Source organism: Mycobacterium marinum (genome assembly GCF_003391395.1).
Taxonomy (GTDB): domain Bacteria; phylum Actinomycetota; class Actinomycetes; order Mycobacteriales; family Mycobacteriaceae; genus Mycobacterium; species Mycobacterium marinum.
Genome location: NZ_CP024190.1, coordinates 6,334,536 through 6,356,564 on the forward strand (window position 1 = coordinate 6,334,536; position 22,029 = coordinate 6,356,564).

The 22,029-nt window shown below is 65.9% G+C and carries 25 protein-coding genes and 1 pseudogene; 18 read left to right on the top strand and 8 right to left on the bottom strand.

The features are described 5' to 3' along the window. Positions 1-105: 105 nt before the first annotated feature. On the top strand, positions 106-1,488 hold the full coding sequence (locus CCUG20998_RS26910) for a septum formation family protein (protein ID WP_020731087.1): 1,383 nt from the start codon (positions 106-108) through the stop codon (positions 1,486-1,488). A 4-nt stretch (positions 1,489-1,492) separates the two neighbouring features. Continuing rightward, positions 1,493-1,913, top strand: a pseudogene (locus CCUG20998_RS26915) (metallopeptidase family protein). 209 nt (positions 1,914-2,122) lie between these two features. On the opposite strand, the gene CCUG20998_RS26920 reads toward CCUG20998_RS26915, so the two are convergent. Further along, positions 2,123-2,809 (bottom strand): histidine phosphatase family protein, encoded by a 687-nt coding sequence (locus CCUG20998_RS26920; protein ID WP_020731090.1) that lies wholly within the window; start codon positions 2,807-2,809, stop codon positions 2,123-2,125. Beyond that, complete coding sequence (gene pheA, locus CCUG20998_RS26925) at positions 2,806-3,753, bottom strand: prephenate dehydratase (protein ID WP_020731091.1); 948 nt, start codon at positions 3,751-3,753, stop codon at positions 2,806-2,808. Before pheA ends, CCUG20998_RS26920 begins: the two co-directional genes overlap by 4 nt. A 98-nt stretch (positions 3,754-3,851) precedes the next feature. Here pheA and CCUG20998_RS26930 point away from each other — a divergent pair, with 98 nt between their 5' ends. From CCUG20998_RS26930 to CCUG20998_RS26940, 3 genes are all read left to right on the top strand, one after another. Next, a complete protein-coding gene (locus tag CCUG20998_RS26930) occupies positions 3,852-4,649 on the top strand; it encodes a DUF2470 domain-containing protein (RefSeq protein WP_020731092.1) in 798 nt (265 codons plus the stop codon). Positions 4,650-4,729: 80 nt separating this feature from the next. Then, positions 4,730-5,959, top strand: a complete 1,230-nt coding sequence (locus tag CCUG20998_RS26935) for an LCP family protein (RefSeq protein ID WP_020731093.1) — start codon at positions 4,730-4,732, stop codon at positions 5,957-5,959. Between the two features lie 192 nt (positions 5,960-6,151). Continuing rightward, entirely contained in the window at positions 6,152-6,697 is a 546-nt protein-coding gene (locus tag CCUG20998_RS26940; RefSeq protein ID WP_036427077.1) for a ferritin, read from the top strand. Here CCUG20998_RS26940 and CCUG20998_RS26945 read toward each other — a convergent pair. Together CCUG20998_RS26945 and CCUG20998_RS26950 are read right to left on the bottom strand one after the other, a co-directional pair. Next, complete coding sequence (locus CCUG20998_RS26945) at positions 6,694-7,539, bottom strand: glycerophosphodiester phosphodiesterase (RefSeq protein WP_036427075.1); 846 nt, start codon at positions 7,537-7,539, stop codon at positions 6,694-6,696. The genes CCUG20998_RS26940 and CCUG20998_RS26945 overlap by 4 nt on opposite strands. Before the next feature lie 5 nt (positions 7,540-7,544). After that, positions 7,545-8,618, bottom strand: a complete 1,074-nt coding sequence (locus CCUG20998_RS26950; protein WP_172607243.1) for a DUF4328 domain-containing protein — start codon at positions 8,616-8,618, stop codon at positions 7,545-7,547. A 467-nt stretch (positions 8,619-9,085) separates the two neighbouring features. On the opposite strand from CCUG20998_RS26950, the gene CCUG20998_RS28050 reads away from it, so the two are divergent. The 9 genes from CCUG20998_RS28050 (at position 9,086) to rraA (ending at position 14,774) form a co-directional block, all read left to right on the top strand. Beyond that, on the top strand, positions 9,086-9,241 hold the full coding sequence (locus tag CCUG20998_RS28050; RefSeq protein ID WP_020731096.1) for a hypothetical protein: 156 nt from the start codon (positions 9,086-9,088) through the stop codon (positions 9,239-9,241). Positions 9,242-9,389: 148 nt separating this feature from the next. Next, entirely contained in the window at positions 9,390-10,013 is a 624-nt protein-coding gene (locus tag CCUG20998_RS26960) for a superoxide dismutase (protein WP_015357664.1), read from the top strand. A gap of 216 nt (positions 10,014-10,229) precedes the next feature. Next, the gene (locus tag CCUG20998_RS26965) at positions 10,230-10,763 is read left to right on the top strand and encodes a hypothetical protein (RefSeq protein ID WP_012396897.1); all 534 of its coding nucleotides are present in this window, start codon (positions 10,230-10,232) and stop codon (positions 10,761-10,763) included. 253 nt (positions 10,764-11,016) lie between these two features. Then, positions 11,017-11,721, top strand: a complete 705-nt coding sequence (locus CCUG20998_RS26970) for a TMEM165/GDT1 family protein (protein ID WP_036457086.1) — start codon at positions 11,017-11,019, stop codon at positions 11,719-11,721. Between the two features lie 462 nt (positions 11,722-12,183). Beyond that, positions 12,184-12,582 carry a hypothetical protein gene (locus CCUG20998_RS26975; protein ID WP_020731098.1) on the top strand — a complete coding sequence of 133 codons (399 nt, stop codon included), beginning with the start codon at positions 12,184-12,186 and terminating at the stop codon, positions 12,580-12,582. Between the two features lie 124 nt (positions 12,583-12,706). Beyond that, positions 12,707-13,363 (top strand): DUF6474 family protein, encoded by a 657-nt coding sequence (locus CCUG20998_RS26980; RefSeq protein ID WP_020731099.1) that lies wholly within the window; start codon positions 12,707-12,709, stop codon positions 13,361-13,363. A 72-nt stretch (positions 13,364-13,435) separates the two neighbouring features. After that, positions 13,436-13,687, top strand: a complete 252-nt coding sequence (locus tag CCUG20998_RS26985; RefSeq protein WP_011742489.1) for a hypothetical protein — start codon at positions 13,436-13,438, stop codon at positions 13,685-13,687. Positions 13,688-13,802: 115 nt separating this feature from the next. Next, positions 13,803-14,273, top strand: coding sequence for an Rv3852 family protein (locus tag CCUG20998_RS26990; protein WP_020731100.1), 471 nt, complete (start codon positions 13,803-13,805; stop codon positions 14,271-14,273). Between the two features lie 3 nt (positions 14,274-14,276). Then, positions 14,277-14,774, top strand: coding sequence for a ribonuclease E activity regulator RraA (gene rraA / locus CCUG20998_RS26995; protein WP_036456791.1), 498 nt, complete (start codon positions 14,277-14,279; stop codon positions 14,772-14,774). A 7-nt stretch (positions 14,775-14,781) separates the two neighbouring features. Here rraA and CCUG20998_RS27000 read toward each other — a convergent pair whose 3' ends face one another. Further along, positions 14,782-16,251, bottom strand: coding sequence for a flavin-containing monooxygenase (locus CCUG20998_RS27000; protein WP_020726997.1), 1,470 nt, complete (start codon positions 16,249-16,251; stop codon positions 14,782-14,784). Positions 16,252-16,326: 75 nt separating this feature from the next. On the opposite strand from CCUG20998_RS27000, the gene CCUG20998_RS27005 reads away from it, so the two are divergent. Together CCUG20998_RS27005 and dinB are read left to right on the top strand one after the other, a co-directional pair. Continuing rightward, positions 16,327-16,974: a TetR/AcrR family transcriptional regulator gene (locus tag CCUG20998_RS27005; RefSeq protein ID WP_099052735.1), complete on the top strand. Its 648-nt coding sequence runs from the start codon at positions 16,327-16,329 to the stop codon at positions 16,972-16,974. Positions 16,975-17,005: 31 nt separating this feature from the next. Beyond that, entirely contained in the window at positions 17,006-18,205 is a 1,200-nt protein-coding gene (gene dinB / locus CCUG20998_RS27010) for a DNA polymerase IV (protein WP_020731103.1), read from the top strand. Here dinB and CCUG20998_RS27015 read toward each other — a convergent pair. Together CCUG20998_RS27015 and CCUG20998_RS27020 are read right to left on the bottom strand one after the other, a co-directional pair. Then, positions 18,194-19,201, bottom strand: coding sequence for a PHP domain-containing protein (locus tag CCUG20998_RS27015; RefSeq protein WP_020731104.1), 1,008 nt, complete (start codon positions 19,199-19,201; stop codon positions 18,194-18,196). The two genes, dinB and CCUG20998_RS27015, sit on opposite strands and share 12 nt — an antisense overlap. A gap of 10 nt (positions 19,202-19,211) precedes the next feature. Continuing rightward, a complete protein-coding gene (locus tag CCUG20998_RS27020) occupies positions 19,212-19,643 on the bottom strand; it encodes a hypothetical protein (protein ID WP_012396907.1) in 432 nt (143 codons plus the stop codon). 200 nt (positions 19,644-19,843) lie between these two features. On the opposite strand from CCUG20998_RS27020, the gene CCUG20998_RS27025 reads away from it, so the two are divergent. Both CCUG20998_RS27025 and CCUG20998_RS27030 read left to right on the top strand, forming a co-directional pair. Then, positions 19,844-20,095, top strand: a complete 252-nt coding sequence (locus CCUG20998_RS27025) for a hypothetical protein (RefSeq protein ID WP_012396908.1) — start codon at positions 19,844-19,846, stop codon at positions 20,093-20,095. 212 nt (positions 20,096-20,307) lie between these two features. Then, positions 20,308-21,000, top strand: coding sequence for an esterase (locus CCUG20998_RS27030; protein ID WP_020731105.1), 693 nt, complete (start codon positions 20,308-20,310; stop codon positions 20,998-21,000). Positions 21,001-21,013: 13 nt separating this feature from the next. Here CCUG20998_RS27030 and CCUG20998_RS27035 read toward each other — a convergent pair whose 3' ends face one another. Continuing rightward, a complete protein-coding gene (locus tag CCUG20998_RS27035) occupies positions 21,014-21,934 on the bottom strand; it encodes a universal stress protein (RefSeq protein WP_012396910.1) in 921 nt (306 codons plus the stop codon). Positions 21,935-22,029: the final 95 nt, after the last annotated feature.

Genomic DNA, 22,029 nt, shown 5'->3' on the forward strand with positions numbered 1-22,029 from the left:
TTTGACGGGTTGGCCGCGTCGCGTCAGCTCGGCTTCTGTCGGGCTCTGGTATCACATGTGCAACATTGGTCACGTGGCTATGTGGGCCCTGTAAGAATGGAACTGATGTTGGACGCGCCCGAGAAGGAGCTCGCACCGGATAGCGAGCCTGACCCCGACGCCGAAGCCGACGCCGAAACTGCCGCCGAAGCGGAGCAGCCGTCGGCCGGCTTCCGGTGGCCGCGTGCCCTGCAAGCGTCGGCGACCAGGCGCGGGTTGCTGCTCACCGCACTGGGCGGCCTGCTGATCGCCGGTTTGATCACCGCGATCCCCGACGTTGCCACCGGGCCGGGCCGGCTGGCCGGCTACATCGACAACAACCCGGTGCCCAGCACCGGCACCAAGAGCAACGCCGCTTTCAACCGCGCCACCACCGGCGACTGCCTGATGTGGCCGGAAGGCACACCGGAGGCGGCCACCATCGTCGACTGCGGCGATGAGCACCGGTTCGAAGTCGCCGAGTCCATCGACATGCGAACCTTCCCCGGTTCGGAGTACGGGCCCGACGCCGCTCCCCCATCACCGGCCCGCATTCAGCAGATCAGCCAGGAACAGTGCCAGGCCGCGGTGCGCCGCTACCTCGGCGCCAAGTTCGATCCCAACAGCAAGTTCACCACCAGCATGCTCTGGTCCGGCGACCGGGCGTGGCGCCAGGCCGGCGAGCGCCGCATGCTGTGCGGCCTGCAGTTGCCCGGTCCCAACAACCAACAGACCGCGTTCAAGGGCAAGGTCGCCGACATCAATCAATCCAAGGTCTGGCCGGCCGGCACCTGTTTGGGCATTGATTCGACCACCAACCAGCCAATCGATATTCCGGTCGACTGCGCGGCGCCCCATGCCATGGAGGTCACCGGCACGGTCAATCTGGCGGAGAAGTTCCCCGACGCCCTGCCGCCCGAGCCCGAGCAGGACGGGTACATCAAAGACACCTGTACCCGGCTGACCGACGCCTACCTCGCCCCCATCAAGTTGCGCACCACCACCCTGACCCTGATCTACCCCACGCTGTCGCTGCCGAGCTGGTCCGCGGGCAGCCGCGAAGTCGCGTGCAGCATCGGCGCGACGCTGGGCAATGGGGGCTGGGCCACGTTGGTGAACAGCGCCAAGGGGGAGCTGTTGATCAACGGGCAACCACCGGTGCCGCCGCCCGACATTCCCGAAGAGCGGCTCACGTTGCCGCCCATTCCGCTGCAGGTGCCGCCCGCCGCGCCCGCGCCCGCACCCCGGCAGACCCAAACGGCTCCGCCGAGCAATCAGCATCTACCCAATCAGCAACCGGTGGTGACGCCGTCGCGGGCCCCCGCCGCCCCGGCCACCACAACCCAGGCGACTCAGCCGCCGCCGGCGACCCAAAGTCAGCCGCCGCCCGCCGATGGCGGCGCACCACCGCCTGCCCAAGCACCCGAACCCGAGGCCCCCGCGCCCGCGGAACCCGCGCCGGGAGGCTAGCCGGGTGGCGGTGCGGATGGACCCCCGGCGGTTCGACGAACTGGTCTCTGACGCACTGGACCTGATTCCGCCCCAGCTGGCGGCCGCTATGGACAACGTCGTGGTGCTGGTCGCCGACCGCCACCCCGACGAAAACGACCTGCTCGGCCTTTACGAGGGGGTCGCCCTGACCGAGCGTGATTCCGACTACGCCGGAGCCCTGCCGGACGCCATCACGATCTACCGGGAAGCGCTGCTGGATGTCTGCGAGTCCGCCGACGAGGTTGTCGACCAGGTGGCGATCACGGTGATCCACGAGATCGCCCACCATTTCGGTATCGACGACGACCGGCTGGGCCAGCTGGGCTGGGCGTGATCGGCCATCGAATTACGATGGGCGCGCCAACCCGGCGATGTCGGGGTGCGGTGCTATGAACGGTCTATGAGCACAGGCTGCCGCGACTGCCGGGCAGGCTTGGGACACTGCCACGGGACCTTGATTCGGCACGTGGAGGGTCCACTATCCGGCCGGTCGGAATGCACCGAATCCGATTGTGTCGACGCCGAGCTGATACCGCACACCTTCGTCGTCGACTGCGCGGCCATCGGCTGCACTTGCGGCGAGAGCGCCGCGGTCACCCTGGCGGGGTGACCGTCAGCCCATCGGGTCGCCGCTGGACGCCATGAGGTCGCCGGCGGCGGAGTCGACCTCGGCGCAGAAGGGCGGCGTTTTCGTTCCCCACCGGACGCAACTCCAGCGACCGTCGGTGATCGGGGTCAGCACCACCGATTCGGCGTTGTCCAGGTGGTTGTCCAAGGCGAAGTTGGCGTCCACCCCGGCGAGCACAGCACCGGCCAGCCGGATGGCCGCGCCGTGGCTGACCACGACGAGATCGCCGGTTCGGTCTTCGTCGTCCAGATAGCGCATTCGCAGGTCGTTGAGCACCGGCACATAGCGCGCCAGCACGTCGTTGGCGCTCTCACCGCCCGGCAACGGGACATCCAGCTCGCCGCAATGCCACCGCTTGTAGATGGCGTTGAATTCCGCGACGGCCTCGTCATCACAGCGGTTTTCCAGCTCGCCGACCTGTACCTCGTGAATGCCGACCACCTCGTGGGCCGAGACGGCCAGTTCGGCGGCGATCACCTCGGCCGTCTGCGACGCCCGAGTAGCGATCGAGTGCACCAGCATGGCGGGACGAATCAAACCGCCGCGCGCGAAGGCCTGTGCCTGCTCCCGGCCCGTCGGGGTCAACTCCGCCCCCGGCGGCAGCGTGTCCAAGCGACGCTCGACATTGCTGACCGACTGACCGTGGCGAACCAGCACCAGACGACCGCTCATAGCGGCGGCTCCGGGCTTGCTTCGGGCTTGCCTTCGCGCAGCTGCTGCAGCCAGATCGCCGCCTCGTCCGCCGGCGGCGGCTGCGCCGCATAGGTCTGACCCGTCGGCCAAGAACCCAGGTATCGCACATCAGCACAACGACGGTGCAGCGCCTTGAGTGCCTCAGCGACAGCATCGTCGGCGATGTGGCCCACACAGTCGACGAAAAACATGTACGTGCCCAGCCCGGTACGGGTGGGCCGGGACTCGATTCGGGTGAGGTCGATGCCGCGCATACCGAACTCGGTCAGTGCATCCAGCAGGGCACCGGGCACGTTGGCTATACGCAGCACCGCCGAGGTGCGATCGGTGCCGGTACGCGGCGGCGGCGGTCCCGGTACACCGATGAGCAAGAACCGGGTGCGGGCGTTGGACTCGTCAACGACGCCGTCGGCCAGCGACTGCAGCGCCCAGTGAGCGGCGGCCAGCGGGGACGTCACGGCGGCGTCGACCTGCCCCTCCGCCACCTGGCGGGCCGCGTCGGCGTTGGAGTACGCCGGATGCAGCTCGACGCTGGGCAGATGAGCGGTCAGCCACTGTCTAACCTGCGCCGCTGCCACCGGGAAAGCCGCCAGGGTCCGTACGTCGGCCGCGCCGACGCCGGGCTTGACCACGATGCTGAAGGCTACGTCGAGCGTTGTCTCGGCAAACACCTGCAGCGGCGACCCGATGGCCAGGCTGTCCAGGGTGGGGGCCAGCGAGCCGTCGATCGAGTTCTCGATCGGCACGCAGGCGAATTCGGCGGCACCGGTACGGACGGCGTCGAGTGCGGCGGGAGTGCTTTCGACCGGCAGCGGTTGCGCGCCTCCGTCGTCGTGGCCTGGGACCAGCCCGGCAGCCGCTATCTCGAGTAGCGCCGCTTGGGTGAATGTCCCTTCCGGACCGAGATATGCGATGCGCGCCACGCACACAACATTAACGGCGACGCTCGCCCTTTCGGTGCTTGCAGCCACCACCCCGGTAAGTTAACTTAGGCTTACCTAAGAACACGGAGGAGTTTGTGATGCTGCCGCTCACCAACCCGGCGCCGACGACCGCCGAACGTATTCGCAGCGCATGCGCCCGGGCCGGCGGTGCCCTGCTGGCGGTGGAACGGGACGGACCCGTCGCCACACCCATCCATCACCTGATGCCCGACGGGTCTTTTGCGGTGGCCGTTCCCATCGAGCACCCGGGTGCGGGCACCGGCGATCCCGGGCAGCCCCCATGGCAGGCCCTCCTCGAACTAACGGACTACGCCCCGCTGCCGGTGCGTGAGCCCGTCCGCTCGCTGGTCTGGATACGCGGGCGCCTGCACCCCGTCCCCGCGGACATGATCGGCGCGACGCTCGACCTGATCGCCACCGAGAACCCCAATCCAGCCTTGCTGCAAGTCCAGACACCTAGATCCGCACCGGCGCACGGCGCGGAGATCCGATACGCATTGCTGCGACTGGAGATCGAGTCGGTGGTCGTCACCGACGCCACCGGCGCGGAACCGATCAGCGTCGTGGACCTACTGGCCGCGCGGCCGGATCCGTTCTGCGAGATTGAGTCGAGCCTGCTGCGCCACCTGACGACCGACCATCAGGACGTGGTCGCGCGGTTGGTGTCGCGCCTGCCGGCCCCGCTGCGACGCGGTGAGGTCCGCCCGCTTGGCCTCGACCGCTACGGCGTGCGGTTTCGCATCGAGAGCAACGACGGCGACCGCGATATCCGGCTGCCGTTCCATCGCCCGGTCGACGACATGCACGGGCTCAGGCAGGCCATCCGGGTGCTGCTGGGCTGCCCGTTCGGCAACGGTCTGCGCGCCCGGCGATAACCGCCCGGGGCCAACCCGTTGCGCCCCGCGCGCCGTGGCGGCCGGCTGCGTTCCGGTGTCCTGGCACGTACGTTGTCCAGGTGAACGGCGATCGACCCGCGCAGTTTCGGCGACCCCAGCCTCCGATCCCGCCGCAATCGGAACCCTCGCAGGTCATCCGGCGCGACACGCTGCCCCTGCGCCGTCCCGCCGAACCCACCGGGACGCCACCGCATCAACCAACCTCAGCGCCACCTCCACCCAGACCGGCCACCGGCCCCGTCGGCCCCCGACGCCGGCGGCGCACCCCCGCCCCGGCGCCGCCGCCACGTCCGGCTGCACCCAAAGCGCGCCGCAAAAAGACCGAGCGCCGCTGGGGCAAGATCGTTGCGCTGAGCCTGCTGACCGCCGTGTTACTGGCCGGCGCCGGCATTCTCGGCGGGGCTTTGTGGCTGGACACGGCGCTGCACCGGGAACCGGTATTGCGCGACTATGCCGACCGGCCCGGCCCCGGGCGCGGCACCAACTGGCTGATCGTCGGCTCGGACAGTCGCCAGGGTCTGACCACCGAGCAACAGCAGGAGCTGACCACCGGTGGGGATCCCGGAGACGGGCGAACCGACACCATCCTGCTGGTCCACCTGGCCGAACTCGGATCGAGCACCCCGACGGCCCTGGTATCGATCCCGCGCGATTCATATGTCCCGGTTCCCGGGTATGGCCGCGACAAGATCAACGCGGCTTTCGCCACAGGCGGGGCACCCTTGCTGGTGCAAACGGTCGAACAGGCCACCGGCCTGCGAATCGACCACTATGCCGAGATCGGATTCGGCGGATTCGCCGAACTGGTCGACGCGCTCGGCGGTGTCCGGATGTGCTTGACGGAACCGATCGGCGATCCACTGGCCGGCATCGATCTAGCGCCGGGCTGCCAGCAACTCGACGGCCGAAGCGCACTGGGCTACGTCAGGTCCCGAGCCACACCGAGAGCCGACCTGGACCGAATGATCAACCAGCGCCAGTTCATGTCCGCGTTGCTGCGCCGGGCCGAAAGCCCCGCGGTGTGGCTCAATCCGTGGCGCTGGTATTCGGTGCCGCGCGCCGCAGCAGCGGCGCTCACCGTCGACCAGGGGGCCCACGTATTCGACCTTGCCCGGCTCGGGTGGGCGCTACACGGGCACCCGACGGCCCTGACGGTGCCGATCGGTGAATTCACCACCACCGACGTCGGCTCGGTCGTGGTGTGGAACCACGACGCGGCCGCCGAGATGTTCGACGCGCTGGCTTCCGACGCACCGATACCCGCCGACGCTTTCGACGGGCCACCATAACAACGCAATTTCGGCGCCCCGGGTGTGTTGTAGGTCATAAAGATGCGGAAAATGCGCCCATAATTCCGGCCCGGCTAGGTTTACTTAGGCAAACCTGACCTTATCGATTTCGCGCATTGGCTTAGGAAAACCTTTCCTGAGTAAGTCATGCCTTCGTTGCAGGTGGCGTTTTACCTGCACTATTCTGGCGGCATGACCGACTACGACGGACCAAAGACGAAATTCCATGCGCTGGTGCAGGAACAAATTTTCAACGAATTCACCGCGGCCCAACAATACGTTGCCATTGCCGTTTATTTCGATAGCGAAGAATTGCCCCAATTGGCGAAGCACTTTTACGCTCAAGCGGTCGAGGAGCGCAACCACGCGATGATGCTGGTGCAGCATCTGATCGACCGCGACCTCCGTGTCGAGATTCCGGGAATCGACTCGGTACGAAATCACTTCGACAAGCCGCGCGACGCCCTGGCGTTGGCCCTCGATCAGGAGCGGGCAGTCACCGATCAGGTCAGTCGGCTGACCGCGGTGGCACGCGATGAGAGCGACTTCCTCGGCGAGCAGTTCATGCAGTGGTTCCTGCAGGAGCAGATCGAAGAGGTGGCGCTGATGGCCAGCCTGGTGCGCATTGCCGACCGGGCCGGGGCCAACCTGTTCGAGCTCGAGAACTTCGTTGCGCGTGAGGTCGGCCGGGCTCCGTCGGGCGCAGCCGCTCCGCGTGCCGCCGGAGGCAACCTCTAGGCCTCCGGCGGGGCGGCGGGGCCGCTACTCACGCCCGGCCGGCCATGCTGCAACCAGGCCTTGGCGCGGCCGGGGTGGTCGGTGGCCATCCATGCCACGCCGACGTCCCGGCAGAAATCGATATCTTCGTACTCGTCGACACCCCAGCAGTACACCGCTCGCCCCTGGGCGGCGGCGCGATCGACGAGTTGTGGATATTCCCGCAACACCGCCAGCGACGGTCCCACGGCGGTCGCTCCGACAGCCGAGGCGGCACCGCTGGCCAGATAGCGAGCCGTTTTGCCGAGCAGCACCGTTGGTAGCAGCGGTGCTGCTCGGCGAATCCGCCACACCGCGGCCGCCGAAAACGACATCACGACGGCGCGGGACCGGTCTGCGGACGCCGGTTGGGCAATGCCGAAGCGCTGCAGCAGCGCCAGCACCTTGCTTTCGACCAGCGACCCGTACCGCACCGGATGCTTGGTCTCGATAAAGACCTTCACCGGCCGTTTCCAATCCAGCACCAGCGAGATCAGCGCGTCCAGGGTCAGCAGGCTGGTATCTCCGTGGGCACCGTCCGGCCGCCAGCTGTCATGCCAGGCGCCGTACTCCAACTCACGCAGCTGATCCAGCGTCATCGTGCTGACCAACCCGGCCCCGGTCGAAGTCCGATCCAACCGGCGATCGTGCACGCAAACCAGATGACCGTCGCGGGTGAGCCGGACGTCGCACTCCACACCGTCGGCCCCCTGCTTGAGCGCCAGGTCGTAGGCGGCGAGCGTATGTTCCGGCCGGGCGCCCGACGCCCCGCGGTGGGCCACCACAAAAGGATGCCCGGCGATCACCTCGTCGGCCCAGGTCATACCCATTATGCTGCCGGTTCCTGCCCCTCCAGCTCAACCGCATCAGCATCGGGGGCCGCATCGACCCGATCGTCTTCATCCGTGGCGGACCGGCCGGGTTGATCATCCTGACCCATCACCAGCCAGCGGTGCGCGGGCCGTTGCACCGGCTTGCGCTCGAATCCCTCGAAAACGCGAGAAACGGTGCCCACGGCGGCTGCCGCCAGCGCATACGCGACGACCACCATGACGGTGTTGTTCGCGATGCCCTGAGCGTCGCTGGAAAAGCTGGTGGCGATGGCGAACAGCGACGTGGCGGTGCTGACCACCCATGCGATCCACCACACCAGGATGGGTTTCTTCAACCGGTGATAGGTGTCCTCGACCACGGCGAGTTCGATGAGATACACCGGCGCCCACAGCAGGTTCGCCAGCGGCGTCAGGCAACCGGCCCACAACTGCAGGGTGGAGCGGTGCTCGGGTAGGCCGTAGTAGGCGAAGGCGGCGGCCCGGCGCGCGACAAGCCACTTGATCAGTACGACGAAGCAGACGCCCATCGCGGCGAGCGCGGCGAAACTGACCGCCACTCCCACCCAGACCGCGATGCCGGCCAGCACGGAATTCAGCAGAATGTCGCGGTTGATGATCAGCAACACGTATCGCACCGCGTAGACAAATGCGGCGGCACCGAGAACCAGCATGGTGGCGAACAACAGGGTGCGTACGGTCGCTGCCGCCGGTCCCGTCTTGGTCGGTACCGGCACGGGCGAAGGGCCGGGCTCAGCGACGCGGTCGCCCAGTCCCCAGCGCGGCATCACCGTGTACCGGGGGGTGGGCCCGTACGCGCGTCGCCGGGGTCGGTGCGGTGGCGCAGCGCCCGGACGCACCGCTATCCAGCGAAAACCTGGTGGTAGCCGGGGCGCCGCCCGCCGCGCGGTAGACGCCACCCGTTGCGGGCCGACCGAGGTTCGCGACTGCGGGTCGGCGGCCGCAGCCCCGGTCAGCGGCGCCATCAGCGCTCCCCGACAACGGGGACACCACACGCGCTGTCGCTCGCGTACGTTCCACCGAGTGCCGCACTGGGAGCACACCTGTATCACCGGACCAGCGTAATGCGAGTCGGCACTCGTGGGCATACGGGCCGCGCGACCTCCGACTCAGCTACTTGTGGATATCCACAGTTTCCACAGGTTTATCCACAACATGGGTTGGGTGGGTTTTGGTTATCAACACAGCGTCTGTCGGTCAAGATCGGCCATCGCTGTGGATAACCCTCACCACCAACACCCGCCGATCGACAGCCCGGACCGGACCCGAGCGAAATGCATTGCCGCGCTAAGCACTTGTACCCAGTTGGACGACTCGTCAAACGTGACCGACCACGGCCCACCGAACAGCGTCCGCCGGCGGCCCACATCGCCGCATTGATGCCCTCAACCTGGTGCGGTTGCCGACCCGCCAAGGCAAGAATTTTTCAATCCGGGCACCAGGGGTTATGATCGCGGACGCCAGGTTCAGTGTGAGTCACCTCACTGTTGGAGGTGACCGTGCAGGTGAAAGGCGCTCGATGGCGACACATTCCTACGGCTCCGGGTCGACTCCCTCACCGAAGTCGCACTCCGGATCGCCCACCTGGAATCACGCCTACGTCATAGCCGCCCTGCGTGCGGGCCTGATTGCGCTGGCATTACTGGGAGTTCTCGCCCTCATCGTCTTGTATTAGATCCCCGACCAACCGGGTACCCGGCAGTATCAGCACGGTGGGGCGTCCTTGCGGCGCGAGCGCTCATCAAGCAGGGTTAACTACTGCAGCCCGCTGCGTGGCGGTCCCCACGCGAATGACTTATCGGACGATCGAAGGAAGGAATGCCGTGGCTGAATACACCTTGCCCGATTTGGACTGGGACTACGGAGCTCTGGAACCCCACATCTCAGGTCAGATCAACGAGCTTCACCACAGTAAGCACCACGCCACCTACGTCAAGGGTGCCAATGACGCCGTCACCAAACTCGAGGAAGCGCGCGCCAAGGAAGACCACTCGACGATCCTGCTGAACGAGAAGAACCTCGCTTTCAACCTCGCCGGCCACGTCAACCACACCATCTGGTGGAAGAACCTCTCCCCCAACGGTGGCGACAAGCCCACCGGTGAACTCGCCGCGGCCATCGATGAGGCGTTTGGGTCGTTCGACAAGTTTCGGGCACAGTTCCACGCCGCCGCGACCACCGTGCAGGGGTCGGGTTGGGCAGCGTTGGGCTGGGACACCCTCGGCAACAAGCTGCTGATCTTCCAGGTCTACGACCACCAGACCAACTTCCCGCTGGGCATTGTCCCGCTGCTGCTGCTCGACATGTGGGAGCACGCGTTCTACCTGCAGTACAAGAATGTGAAGGTCGACTTCGCCAAGGCATTCTGGAATGTCGTCAACTGGGCCGACGTACAGTCGCGCTACGACGCCGCCACCTCGAAAACTCGAGGATTAATCTTCGGCTGACTCGAATACCCGAAGGCTTGGGCGCCGCGCACACCATTGCGCGGCGCCCTTGCGTTTTAACCGGGCCTTAATATTTCGCGCTTACGAACACCGCTGAACGCCCGCCGTGTCGAGTTGCACGGCGCCAAAACCCCGCGCATGCTTGATCATTCGAGCTACCATTTATTCGAGCTACCAGCGTGGTTATTTCGGATGGAGGCGTCAACGGAGGGCGAGATGGATGCTGGGTCAGATGGGCCTATCGGTGTTGCACCCTTTCATTCTCGTGGTTCGCTGAAAGGGTTTGTCATCTCCGGGCGTTGGCCTGATTCAACGAAAGAATGGGCTCAACTGTTGATGGTCGCCGTGCGCGTCGCATCTTTGCCCGGGTTGCTTTCGACCACCACGGTATTCGGGGCGCGCGAGGAATTGCCCGATGAGCCCGAGCCCGGCACCGTCGGACTGGTGCTGGCCGAGGGCACGGTGTTCGGCGAATCCGCGATCCAGCCGGGATACTTCGCCGATCATCAGCCCCCCGCACTGCTCATGTTGCATCCGCCGTCAGAAACCACGCCGTCGCTGCCGGAGTGCACCGGCGCCGCCTCGGGCTGTGTGCTGCTACCGGGGTTGCCGTATCTGGGATTGGAACATCGGGCGGCGTGGGTGGAGGCCGAAGCCGACGGAACCATCACATCGATGGTCAGCCGCGTCGGCGTTGACCCCATCAGCCATCCCGACACCGCAATTCTGGCGATGCTGCTTGCCGCATAAGGAGATTCGAACCAATAAGTTCGCGCGCCGAATCGACGGATACGGCCGCCCGAACTTCACCGCCACGGTGGCGCGCATCGAATCCGGCCGCTAGCCTGGGAAACTGTTAGCGAAGGGGAGTAGCCCCGAATCGTTGGGTCGACATACTGGCGCACAGCCCGGCCCGCGAACCGTCACACCGGACGGTGGGCGAGACCTTCGACCGATGTTCGATGACCGGACGGTCATCGGCACGTGTCGAGAGGTCGCCCGCATGCTTTCCGCCACGATGCTGAGTCTCGGAGTGGTTTTCCTTGCCGAGCTGGGCGACAGATCGCAGCTGATCACGATGACCTACGCGTTGCGGTACCGCTGGTGGGTGGTGCTGACCGGGGTAGCGATCGCATCCGTCACCGTGCATGGTGTCTCGGTGGCGGTCGGCCACTTTCTGGGCACCACGGTGCCGGCCCGGCCGATGGCGTTTGTGGGAGCGATCGCCTTCCTGATATTCGCGGGCTGGGCCTGGCGCGAAGGCCGCGAAGACCCGGCCGGCGCCGACGAGGTCGCGCATCTGCCCAACCCCCGATTCGCGCTGCTCACCGTGGTGTCGTCGTTTGTCCTGGCCGAGCTCAGCGACAAGACAACCCTGGCCACGGTCACCTTGGCCAGCGATCACAACTGGGCCGGCGTATGGATCGGCACCACCTTGGGCATGATCGTGGCCGACGGCCTGGCAATAGGTGTCGGACTACTGCTGCATCACCGGCTGCCCGAACAGCTGCTGCATCTGCTGGCCAGCCTGCTGTTCCTGCTTTTCGGCTTGTGGATGCTGTTCGAGGGGGCGCTGGGATGGCGCTCGGTCGCCATCGGTGTGACCGCGGCGGTGGCGCTGGCCGCCGCTGCCGGAGCCGCGGCGCAAACTCTCCGGCGGCGCCGCAGCGCCGCCGCACTCGACACGAATTCACCCTCGGGCCGGTAGCCAACACCAACCGGCATCGACCGGGCTCCGACCATCCCGACCACCGCCCCCGACATCGTCGCACCGGTCCGCCGCCCGCCCCGGTTCCGTGCTGTCACCCGCCGAGCCTTCATAGACAGCAAAGCGCCCAATCCGACGTCCGCCATTGGCGTCTGGTTGCCCAGAATCGAGCGCGTTCCGCCGACGGGGAGCACCTTTGTTCCTTGCCAGCGCCGGTGCGCGTGGACCTTCGATCCCATCCGGACGCCGTATTCTGCGGATAACCTGTGAAATTCGTTCATCTTATGGACACCCCACCGAATCGGTTGGACGCTCGTCGGAGGCGGCTTGGGCACCTGTCCGACGCACCGGCACCCAATCGCCTCAGGTTTGCACTTGGTTGTTGACATAACTGTCGCTACCATGATCAGCAAATACATATAGATAAGCGTTCAATTTTGCAGCCCGGTGGAGGTCATATCGATGAGCACGACGTTCGCTGCCCGCCTGAACCGTCTGTTTGACACGGTGTACCCACCCGGACGGGGGCCGCATACCTCCGCCGAGGTGATTGCGGCGCTCAAGGCGGAGGGCGTCACGATGTCGGCTCCTTATCTATCGCAGCTACGCTCCGGCAACCGCACAAACCCTTCCACCGCGACCATGGCCGCCCTCGCCAACTTCTTTCGCATCAAGTCGGCCTATTTCACCGATGACGAGTACTACGAAAACCTCGATCAGGAACTGCAGTGGCTGGCCACGATGCGTGACGACGGCGTGCGCCGCATCGCCGTTCGTTCCCAAGGGTTGTCCACCCAAGCGCAGCAGGAGATCGTGGAGCGAATCGAAGAACTCCGCCGGACGGAACGCCTCGACGCTTAACGCGATTACCGCAGGGCCGGTCCCCCGACCTGAGGGATTGCCGACGCCCCTCCCGGATTAGGGTTGGGCCCAGCGAGCGCGCACGCACCGCGATAGTCCACGAGATACCGGGAGGCGGCCGGGAATGGGCCTGTTCCGCAAGCGAAAGAGCCGCGCGACGCGTCGCGCCGAAGCCCGCGCGATCAAGGCCCGCGCCAAGCTGGAAGCCAAACTGTCCGCCAAGAATGAGGCGCGCCGCATCAAGTCCGCGCGGAAGGCGACCGACAAGGCGCTCAAGGCACAGCTCAAGGCGCAGCGCGACAGCGACCGGGCGGCACTGAAGGTCGCCGAGACCCAACTCAAGGCGGCCCGCGAGGGCAAGTTCCTCTCGCCCGCTCGAATCCGCCGGACACTGACGGTGTCTCGATTACTCGCCCCGATCCTTGCGCCGGTGATGTATCGCGCGGCCATCGCGGCCCGCGGACTGCTGGATCAACGGCGGGCAGACCAGCTCGGGGTGCCGCTGGCTCAGATCGGACAGTTCTCGGGCCACGGCGCACAGCTGTCCGCCCGGGTGTCCGGTTGTGAGCGGTCGCTGCGGATTGTGCAGGAAATGAAGCCGAAGGACGCGGAGACCAAGCAGTTCGTCTCGGCCATCAGCGAGCGGCTCTCCGAACTCTCGGCCGCTATCACAGCAGCCGAGAACATGCCGGCCCAGCGGCGTCGAGCCGCGCATTCCGCGATCTCCTCGCAACTCGACGGCATCGAGGCGGACCTGATGGCGCGTCTAGGGCTAGCCTGAGTCAGCATGCCGGTCCTGCGCAGTTGGGTTTCGAGCAGCCGTGTTCAGTCACGAGCCAGATATTCGCGTGGTGTGGTTGCGCAGGTGCTCGGGAAGTTGCGGTTCGCGCCGTTATTGGTCGCCATCACGATTGTCGTCGCGCTGCCGGTTCCGGCGGCATCCGCGCAGGCTGGAGGCATGGCGGCGCACGAATCGGTGACCGTCGGCGCCAGTGGTGATGGCGGTGGCGATTCGGGCGAAGACCTGCCCGCCTGGCCGTTCGCGGTGGGAGTGGTCGCTGCGGTAGGCGCGGCAGCGCTGTGGGCTACGCGGCGCCGGCCGTAGCGGCTTGGGCCGGCGACCTGGTAGGCGAGGCAGACGACGAACCGTGTCCTGGCATGATGGACCCGAGTGTTTCGCGATCTAGTGAGCAATGAGGAAGCTGCAAAGGAGCGGCCGCATGGCAGACCCGCAGGATCGACCCGACGGCGAACCCGACGCGACACCGGGACAGCCGGCCAAGAAGCCGCCCGCCGACAAGGCCGCGAAGACACCGGCTAAGAAGACACCTGCGAAGAAGACGCCGGCCAAGAAGGCCCCGGCGCAGCAGGCGCCGGCCAAGAAGGCCCCCGCCAAAAAGGCACCGGCCAAAAAGGCCCCGGCGACCAAGCCGCCCGCGCAAAGCCCCGAACCGGCCCCGCAACCGACCGCGCTGGCCAACGTTTCACAGCAACAACCGAGCGCCAACGGCCAACTCGCCGAAGCCGCTAAGGATGCGGCCGCACAAGCTAAGTCGACGGTGGACCGCGCCAACAACCCACTTCCCCGGGTCGCCGATGAGCAGCCAAGCCACTCCACCGTTCCGCTGGTCGTCGCAATCGCATTGAGCCTGTTGGCGATGCTGCTGATCCGCCAGCTGCGCCGGCGCTGATCGATGGGAAACGTGGCGTTTCGGCCAACGGCCGATCTCGTTGACGACATCGGGCCCGATGTGCGCAGCTGTGATCTTCAATTCCGCCAGTTCGGTGGCCGCGCCGAGTTCGCCGGACCGATCAGCACCGTGCGGTGTTTTCAGGACAACGCGCTGCTGAAATCGGTGCTCTCGCAGCCGGGTGAGGGCGGGGTGCTGGTGATCGACGGTGCCGGTTCCCTGCATACCGCCCTGGTCGGTGATGTCATCGCCGAACTGGCGCGCTCCAACGGCTGGGCGGGGCTGGTGGTGCACGGCGCGGTCCGCGATTCGGCCGCACTGCGTGGCATTGACATTGGCATCAAGGCACTGGGCACCAATCCGCGCAAGAGCACCAAGACGGGGTCGGGTGAACGCGACGCCGAAATCACGCTGGGCGGTGTCACGTTCGTGCCGGGCGAGATCGCCTACAGCGACGACGACGGCATCGTGGTCGTCGCCGCCGTCGCAACCGAATCCTGAATCGCGGCTAAACCGGCACTGCGACCGGCTTTTTGGCGAATCGCAAACCCTCGTCGTCGATCTTGCCGCGGCGAATCAGATGAATATCGCGCAGATAGTTCTGGTTGAGTCGCCACGGCTTGCGTGAACCCTGCTTGGGAAGTTCGTCGATCACGCGCAGCACATAGCCCGGAGTGAACTCCATGAAGGGACATTCCTGCACATCCGAACCCGGGCGCTCGACGACGACGGAGTCATAGTCATTGGCGTCCATGTAGTTGAGCAGACGGCAAACGAACTCCGACACCAGATCCGCCTTCAGTGTCCACGACGCGTTGGTGTAGCCAACGGTGTAGGCCATGTTGGGCAGGCCGGAAAGCATCATGCCCTTGTAGGCCATCGCCTTGGTGAGATCCACCGACTCTCCGTCCACGGTGACCGCCGCCCCGCCGAAGAGCTGCAGGTTCAAACCCGTTGCGGTGACGATGATGTCGGCCGGCAGCTGCTGGCCCGAGTTGAGCCGGATGCCGGTCGGCGTGAACCGGTCGATCGTGTCGGTGACCACATCGACCTGTCCGTGGCGAATGGCCCGGAACAAGTCGCCGTTGGGCACCAGGCATAGCCGCTGGTCCCATGGGTTGTAGTGCGGGCCGAAATGCTTTCGCACGTCATAGCCTTCGGGCAACTGACGCTGGGCCAGTCCCATGAAGTTCTTCCGCATTCGCCGCGGCCACTTGCGGCAGGCTCCGTATACGGCGGCCTGGCGCAGCACGTTCTTCCACCGCACCATGGCGTAGGCCATGTTCTCGGGAAGCCAGCGGTTGAGGCGCTCAGCGATGCTGTCCCGTTCTGGCTGGGAGACGATGTAGGTCGGCGAGCGCTGCAGCATCGTGACGTGCTTGGCCCCCGAGTTCGCCAGCGCCGGGACCAGAGTGACCGCGGTGGCACCGCTGCCGATCACGACGACGTTCTTGCCGTCATAGTCGAGGTCTTCGGGCCAGTGCTGCGGATGGATGATCGAGCCGGCGAAGTCCTGCGCGCCGGCGAAGTTCGGGGTGTAGCCCTGGTCGTAGTTGTAGTAGCCGCTGCAGAGAAACAGGAACGAACAGGTGACGGCGCTCATGGCACCGTTGCTCTCGATCTGCAGCGTCCAGCGGTTCTGCGCGTTCGACCAGTCCGCGCTGATGACTTTCTGGTTGAGCCGGATGTGCTTGTCGATGCCGTACATGGCCGCCGTGCCTTTGACGTATTCGAGGATCGGCTTGCCGTCGGCGATGGCCTGGCGCTCGGTCCACGGACGAAAGCGGAAGCCCAGTGTGTGCATATCGGAGTCGGATCGGATGCCGGGGTAGCGGAACAGATCCCAGGTGCCACCCATGGCGGCGCGCTTCTCCAGGATCGCGTAGGACTTGGTCGGACAGCGGTCTTGAAGATGCCAGGCTGCACTCACGCCGGAGATACCCGCCCCCACGATCACGACGTCAAGATGCTCAGTCATGGCGCCACGCTATCAACGCTGTGTTGAGTCCGTCAACGGAGTGTCGAAACTCTCGACGCGCGGTAAGCTGCCGTGGTGTCTACTTCCACTGCCGGTCAGGCATCGCTGAGCCGGGGCCGCCGTAGCGCGCGACCATCCGGTGATGAGCGGGAGCTGGCGATCCTCAACACGGCCGAGAAGCTGCTCGAGGACCGTCCGATGGTCGACATCTCGGTCGACGACCTGGCCAAGGGAGCCGGCATCTCCCGCCCCACCTTCTACTTCTATTTCCCGTCCAAGGAAGCGGTGTTGCTGACCTTGCTGGACCGGGTGGTCAATGAGGCCGACGCGGCGCTGGACAACCTCGCCCAGGCACCCGACGTCGACCACGTGACGATGTGGCGCAACGGAATCAACGTGTTCTTCGAGACCTTCGGATCGCACCGGGCGGTCGTCCAGGGCGGTCAGGGCGTCCGAAGTATCAGCACCGAAGTCCGGGAGCTGTGGTCGACATTCATGCAGAAGTGGATCGCCTATACCGCCAAGATCATCGAGGCCGAGCGCGAACGGGGCGCCGCGCCGGTGACGCTGCCCGCCCTGGAACTGGCCACCGCACTCAACCTGATGAACGAGCGGACTTTGTCGGCGTCGTTCCTGGCTGAGGAGCCGTCCGTGCCGGAGACACATGTGGTCGACACCCTGGTGCACGTCTGGGTCAGCAGCATCTACGGCGCGGCTCGCTAACCAGGAACTTGTCGGTCCGCGGTGCGAACATATGTTCGTGCGCGGCGATGCCTCCATCCTGCACGCGGACCTGGATTCGTTCTACGCGTCCGTCGAGCAGCGTGACGACCCCTCGTTGCGGGGTCGGCCGGTGATCGTCGGCGGCGGTGTCGTGCTGGCGGCGAGCTATGAGGCCAAGGCATACGGGGTCCGCACCGCGATGGGCGGAGCTCAGGCGCGGCGGCTGTGCCCGCAGGCCGTGGTGGTGCCGCCGCGTATGCGCGCCTACATGCGGGCCAGTGCTGCCGTGTTCGAGGTGTTCCGCGACTGCACTCCACTGGTGGAGCCGCTTTCGGTGGATGAGGCGTTTCTCGATGTGGCCGGCTTGCGCCGGGTCTCGGGCACACCGGTGCAGATCGCGGCGCGGCTGCGGGAAGACGTACGCGGGCGGGTCGGGCTGCCCATCACCGTCGGCGTGGCGCGGACGAAGTTTCTGGCCAAAGTCGCCAGCCAAGAGGCCAAGCCGGACGGCTTGCTGCTGGTGCCGCCGGAAGATGAGCTGGCATTCCTGCATCCCCTGCCGGTGCGCCGGCTCTGGGGAGTGGGCGCCAAGACTGCCGCGAAACTGCAGTCGCACGGCCTGTGCACCGTCGCCGACGTCGCCGAGCTCAGCGAATCGGCACTGAGCTCGATGCTGGGTGCGGCGATGGGGCGCCAGCTGTATGCCCTGTCCCGCAACATCGATCGGCGCCGGGTGAGCACCGGTGTGCGACGGCGTTCGGTGGGCGCCCAGCGCGCACTGGGGCGAGCGGGCAACGCCCTGTCGCTGGCGGAGTTGGACGCGGTGGTGGTCACGTTGATCGACAGAATCACGGGCCGGATGAGAGCGGCCGGCCGCACCGGCCGAACCGTGGTGCTGCGGCTACGATTCGACGATTTCAGCCGGGCGACCCGGTCCCACACGTTGCCGTGGGCAACGTCGTCTACCCAGCCGATCCTCGCCGCGGCGCGCCAACTGGTGCGCTCGGCCGCGCCGGCTATCGCGCAGCGGGGATTGACGCTGGTCGGCTTCGCCGTGTCCAGCATCGACCCCGGCGGTGCCCAGCAACTGATGCTGCCGTTCGGCGGCGAGCCCGAGGCCATTGACGCGGCGGTGGACCGGATTCGGCGTCGATACGGCAACTCCGCACTCACCCGCGCGGTGCTGGTGGGCCGGGCCCCGGACCAGGAGGTGCCCCGTCTACCGGACTGAAGCCCAGTCGAGGAGTCTGTCGACCGGCCAGGTATTGATAATGCGATCGGCCGGAACTCCCGCGTCGAGCGCGCGCTGAGCGCCGTAGCCGAGGAAGTCCAGCTGGCCGGGTGCGTGTGCGTCGGTGTCGATGCTGAAGACACAGCCGATGTCGCGGGCCAGGTTCAGTAGCCGGGTCGGCGGATCGCGCCGCTCCGGACGCGAGTTGATCTCCACCGCGGTGCCGTGGTCACGGCAGGCGGTGAACACCGCTTCGGCGTCGAATTTGGATTCGGGCCGGATGCCACGGTTGCCCGTCACCAACCGGCCCGTGCAGTGGCCGAGCACATCGGCATGACCGTTGGAAACGGCCCGCACCATCCGCCGAGTCATCGCCGCCGACTCCATCGAGAGCTTCGAGTGCACGCTGGCCACCACGATGTCGAGACGGTCGAGCAGCTCGGGTTCCTGGTCGAGGCTGCCGTCCTCGAGAATGTCGACCTCGATTCCGGTGAGGATGCGCATCGGGGCGAACCTCTCGCGCAATTCGTCAATGACATCGAGCTGCCTGCGCAACCGCTCTGCCGACAGCCCGTTGGCGATCGTCAGCCGCGGCGAGTGGTCGGTTAGCGCGCAATACTCATGCCCCAACGCCGCCGCGGTCTGCATCATCTCCTCGATCGGCGCCGAGCCGTCCGACCACTCCGAGTGCAGGTGCAGATCCCCACGCAGCGCGCCGCGAATCTCACCGCCGCCCAGATCTTGCGCCGCAGACCGCAATTCGACCAGCAGATCGGGCTCCTGACCGGACCACGCTTGGCTGATGACCTTTGCGGTCTTGGGACCGATACCCGGCAGCGATTGCCAGCTGTTGGCCCGACCATGCCGCTGGCGCGCATCCTCGTCCAGTCTTTCGATGATGTCGGCGGCGTTGCGATAGGCCATGACCCGTCTGGGGTCCTGACGGCTTCGGTCCTTGTAGTAGGCGATCTGCCGAAGTGCGGCTACCGGATCCATGCCTTGTCGCTCACCTCAGCTGACCGACGATGAACCCCACGAAGACCACCGCGAAGCCCCCAATCTCACCCAGCATGAGCGAGACCATGAACACGCCGGTCCCCGGCACAGCAGGATCGAACTGATTCTCGGTGTCACGACGCGCGCCGTGGAAGATGTATGTCGCGATCGCAGCGACGAAAAAGAACACCATGACCATCGCCGCCGTGAGATTGAGCCACGCTGGCCAGACGCTCAGCTCGACGAAGACGGCAACCAGCAGCGTCGCGAACGCGTAGAGCAGCGCGGCCCGATGCGCGATATCGACGTAAACGTGCGCCCGGTGCCCATCGCTGACCATGACCTGCCGGTACTTCCACACTCCGAGCGCCAGGGCCAGCAGAAAGATGGCTCCCGCCGCCACCAGCGTGATGGCGGTGTCGACCCCAAGGATGTGGCTCATCGTTGTATGGAGTCTAGTTGCGCCCCCGGCTTCATGGCGTTCTCCGACGTCACGCCATCGGGCACCGCGGTGGTTATGGATTTTGCATGTGTGTGACCCATTTGCTTGAACCGGCGATCACCCGGCAAATACCGTCGAATTCAGCTGCGTGACGAGTTAGTCGTCCGTGAGATACCGACAATTCTGAAGGAGAGGCCGTCATGTCGATCGTGAAGCACGAACGGCCAAACGCGGGATTCCCCATTCTGAAGCGCCCCGCGATGAGAATGGTGTTGGTTGGCGCTGCCGTCATTATCGGTTGCCTGGTTGGGGCGACACCGGCCGGCGCCAGTCCCGATGAAGTCATCGAAGAGCCCAACCCCTTCGGCGGCTTCAGCTGCAATTGTGGGCCGGCCGAGAGCCCGATCATGCCCGAGGAGATAACCCGCGGGCTAAGGGCAGGCCTCACCTAAACCGCCGGGAGCCGCACGGCCCCGCTGGCCTGCGCGCCGGTCGTCTGCTGCGCGTTAGCGGCCAAATCCAGATGATCTGCTAGCTTGGGTCACGTCGGTCACCGGGGTCCGCACCAGCTGGCCCCGCCTTGTCGTCGATGCAAATCTCGCGGCAAGCCAATCCCTTGTGTCTATGCCGTCGCGCCGCGATGTGCTCCCGGAGGAATTTCGACATGCGTCACGTCATGATGTTCGTGCTGATCACGTTTGCCACGCTCTTCGGCTCTACCGGCCTCGCCGCAGCCGCGCCACCCAAGAGCTACTGCGACGAACTCAAAGGGACCACCACCGGCGAGGTGTGCAAGATTCAGATGACCGAACCCGGCTACACCGTCGATATCAGCCTGCCAAGCAACTACCCCGACGGGAAGTCGCTGGAAAGCTTCGTCCGCGAGACGGGCGAACATTTCCTCGACAAGGCGAAATCCTCCACTGCCCGCGACGCACCCTACGAGCTCGACATCACCTCGACCAATTACGAGTCGGCGATTCCTCCGCGGGGAACGCAGAGCGTGGTGCTCAAGATTTATCAAAACGTCGGTGGCCCGCGCCCCCAAACCACATATAAGGCGTTCAATTGGGACCAGGCCTATCGCAAGCCGATCACTTGGGACAAGTTGTGGCAGCCTGAAACCGATCCGCTGAAGGTCGTTTTCCCAATCGTGGAAAGCGAATTGTCAAAGCAGTCCGAGGAGCAGGTGGTGATCGCATCCAGCGCTGGTCTGGACCCGAAGAACTACCAGAATTTCGCCATCTCCAATGACGGGATCACGTTCTTCTTCAGCCCGGGGGAACTGCTGCCCGAAGCGGCCGGCGCTCGCCAGGTGCTGGTCCCCCGCGCTGCGGTGGACCCGATGCTGGCCTAACCGCGGCTTGGCCTCAGGAGTTTGGGGGTGTGCGGGCGATGATGACCGGAATCCGTGCCGAGTTGATGACCGCTCGGCTGACCGAGCCGAGCAGCATGCCGGGGAACCCACCGCGGCCGTGGCTGCCCACAACCACAAGCTGAGCGTCGTGGGCGTGTTCGAGCAGCCGAGGTGCTGGTCGGTCGCTCACCACAACCTTGTGCGTAACCACATCGGGATAGCGTTCCTGCCAGCCGCAAAGGCGTTCCGCTAGGACTTCTTCCTCCTGGTCCTTGATGTTGCTCCACTCGATCGGCGCCCAATTGATGCTCGGGAAGTCGAGGGGACCCATGTCGGTCCAAGCGTGCAATGCCACCAATTCCGCGCCGCGCCGAGATGCCTCGTCGAAAGCGATCTCGGTGGCCAACTCCGAGGTGGGCGAGCCATCGACGCCCACCAGCACCGGCGCCTGTGCGGAACGCGGTGGCAGCGCTTCGTCGTCATGGATGATGGCAACGGGGCAGTGTGCGTGGTGGGCCAGCCCAGAACTGACCGACCCCAGCAGGGCACTAGCCACCCCGCCCTGGCCGCGGCAACCCACCACGACCATCTCGGCCTGCTGGGACAGCTCCACCATGGCGGGCACGATCGCGGCATAGCGCACCTCGCTCGTGACGTGCGCTGCCCGACCCGGCGCGGCCGCGTCGACCGCCACCGCGTGGGCCTGCTGCACAATCTGGTGCGCCTGGTCTTCTCGCCAGCGTGCATAGTCGGCGGGCATCGCAACGTCTGCCCATCCGTTAGCGGGAGTCACCATGGGCGCGAAGACGTGCACCACCTTCAGCGGCACATTACGCATCTCAGCGTCCCGCGCGGCCCACTCCACCGCCAACGTGGACGCCGGCGAGCCGTCGACGCCGACCACAATTGCCGGGCTCGTGGACTCGGTCGACATAGACAACCTCCCTGCTCGCGCATCGCTACCGCATGTGGTCGACGTTCAAGCTTTGCCGGCCAACACCGACGTTAGTTAAAACGCGTGCGGGCGGC

What these genes read in the sequence shown, in the direction of transcription:
- rraA (WP_036456791.1), top strand. Translation starts at nt 14,277, where the DNA reads ATGGGAAACGTGGCGTTTCGGCCAACGGCCGATCTCGTTGACGACATC.
- CCUG20998_RS26940 (WP_036427077.1), top strand. Translation starts at nt 6,152, where the DNA reads ATGACCGACTACGACGGACCAAAGACGAAATTCCATGCGCTGGTGCAG.
- CCUG20998_RS26965 (WP_012396897.1), top strand. Translation starts at nt 10,230, where the DNA reads ATGGATGCTGGGTCAGATGGGCCTATCGGTGTTGCACCCTTTCATTCT.
- CCUG20998_RS26930 (WP_020731092.1), top strand. Translation starts at nt 3,852, where the DNA reads ATGCTGCCGCTCACCAACCCGGCGCCGACGACCGCCGAACGTATTCGC.
- CCUG20998_RS27015 (WP_020731104.1), bottom strand. Translation starts at nt 19,201, where the DNA reads ATGGATCCGGTAGCCGCACTTCGGCAGATCGCCTACTACAAGGACCGA.
- CCUG20998_RS26970 (WP_036457086.1), top strand. Translation starts at nt 11,017, where the DNA reads ATGCTTTCCGCCACGATGCTGAGTCTCGGAGTGGTTTTCCTTGCCGAG.
- CCUG20998_RS26990 (WP_020731100.1), top strand. Translation starts at nt 13,803, where the DNA reads ATGGCAGACCCGCAGGATCGACCCGACGGCGAACCCGACGCGACACCG.
- CCUG20998_RS26945 (WP_036427075.1), bottom strand. Translation starts at nt 7,539, where the DNA reads ATGACCTGGGCCGACGAGGTGATCGCCGGGCATCCTTTTGTGGTGGCC.
- dinB (WP_020731103.1), top strand. Translation starts at nt 17,006, where the DNA reads ATGTTCGTGCGCGGCGATGCCTCCATCCTGCACGCGGACCTGGATTCG.
- CCUG20998_RS26980 (WP_020731099.1), top strand. Translation starts at nt 12,707, where the DNA reads ATGGGCCTGTTCCGCAAGCGAAAGAGCCGCGCGACGCGTCGCGCCGAA.
- CCUG20998_RS26975 (WP_020731098.1), top strand. Translation starts at nt 12,184, where the DNA reads ATGAGCACGACGTTCGCTGCCCGCCTGAACCGTCTGTTTGACACGGTG.
- CCUG20998_RS27025 (WP_012396908.1), top strand. Translation starts at nt 19,844, where the DNA reads ATGTCGATCGTGAAGCACGAACGGCCAAACGCGGGATTCCCCATTCTG.
- CCUG20998_RS27000 (WP_020726997.1), bottom strand. Translation starts at nt 16,251, where the DNA reads ATGACTGAGCATCTTGACGTCGTGATCGTGGGGGCGGGTATCTCCGGC.
- CCUG20998_RS26910 (WP_020731087.1), top strand. Translation starts at nt 106, where the DNA reads ATGTTGGACGCGCCCGAGAAGGAGCTCGCACCGGATAGCGAGCCTGAC.
- CCUG20998_RS28050 (WP_020731096.1), top strand. Translation starts at nt 9,086, where the DNA reads ATGGCGACACATTCCTACGGCTCCGGGTCGACTCCCTCACCGAAGTCG.
- CCUG20998_RS27030 (WP_020731105.1), top strand. Translation starts at nt 20,308, where the DNA reads ATGCGTCACGTCATGATGTTCGTGCTGATCACGTTTGCCACGCTCTTC.
- CCUG20998_RS26920 (WP_020731090.1), bottom strand. Translation starts at nt 2,809, where the DNA reads ATGAGCGGTCGTCTGGTGCTGGTTCGCCACGGTCAGTCGGTCAGCAAT.
- CCUG20998_RS27020 (WP_012396907.1), bottom strand. Translation starts at nt 19,643, where the DNA reads ATGAGCCACATCCTTGGGGTCGACACCGCCATCACGCTGGTGGCGGCG.
- CCUG20998_RS27035 (WP_012396910.1), bottom strand. Translation starts at nt 21,934, where the DNA reads ATGTCGACCGAGTCCACGAGCCCGGCAATTGTGGTCGGCGTCGACGGC.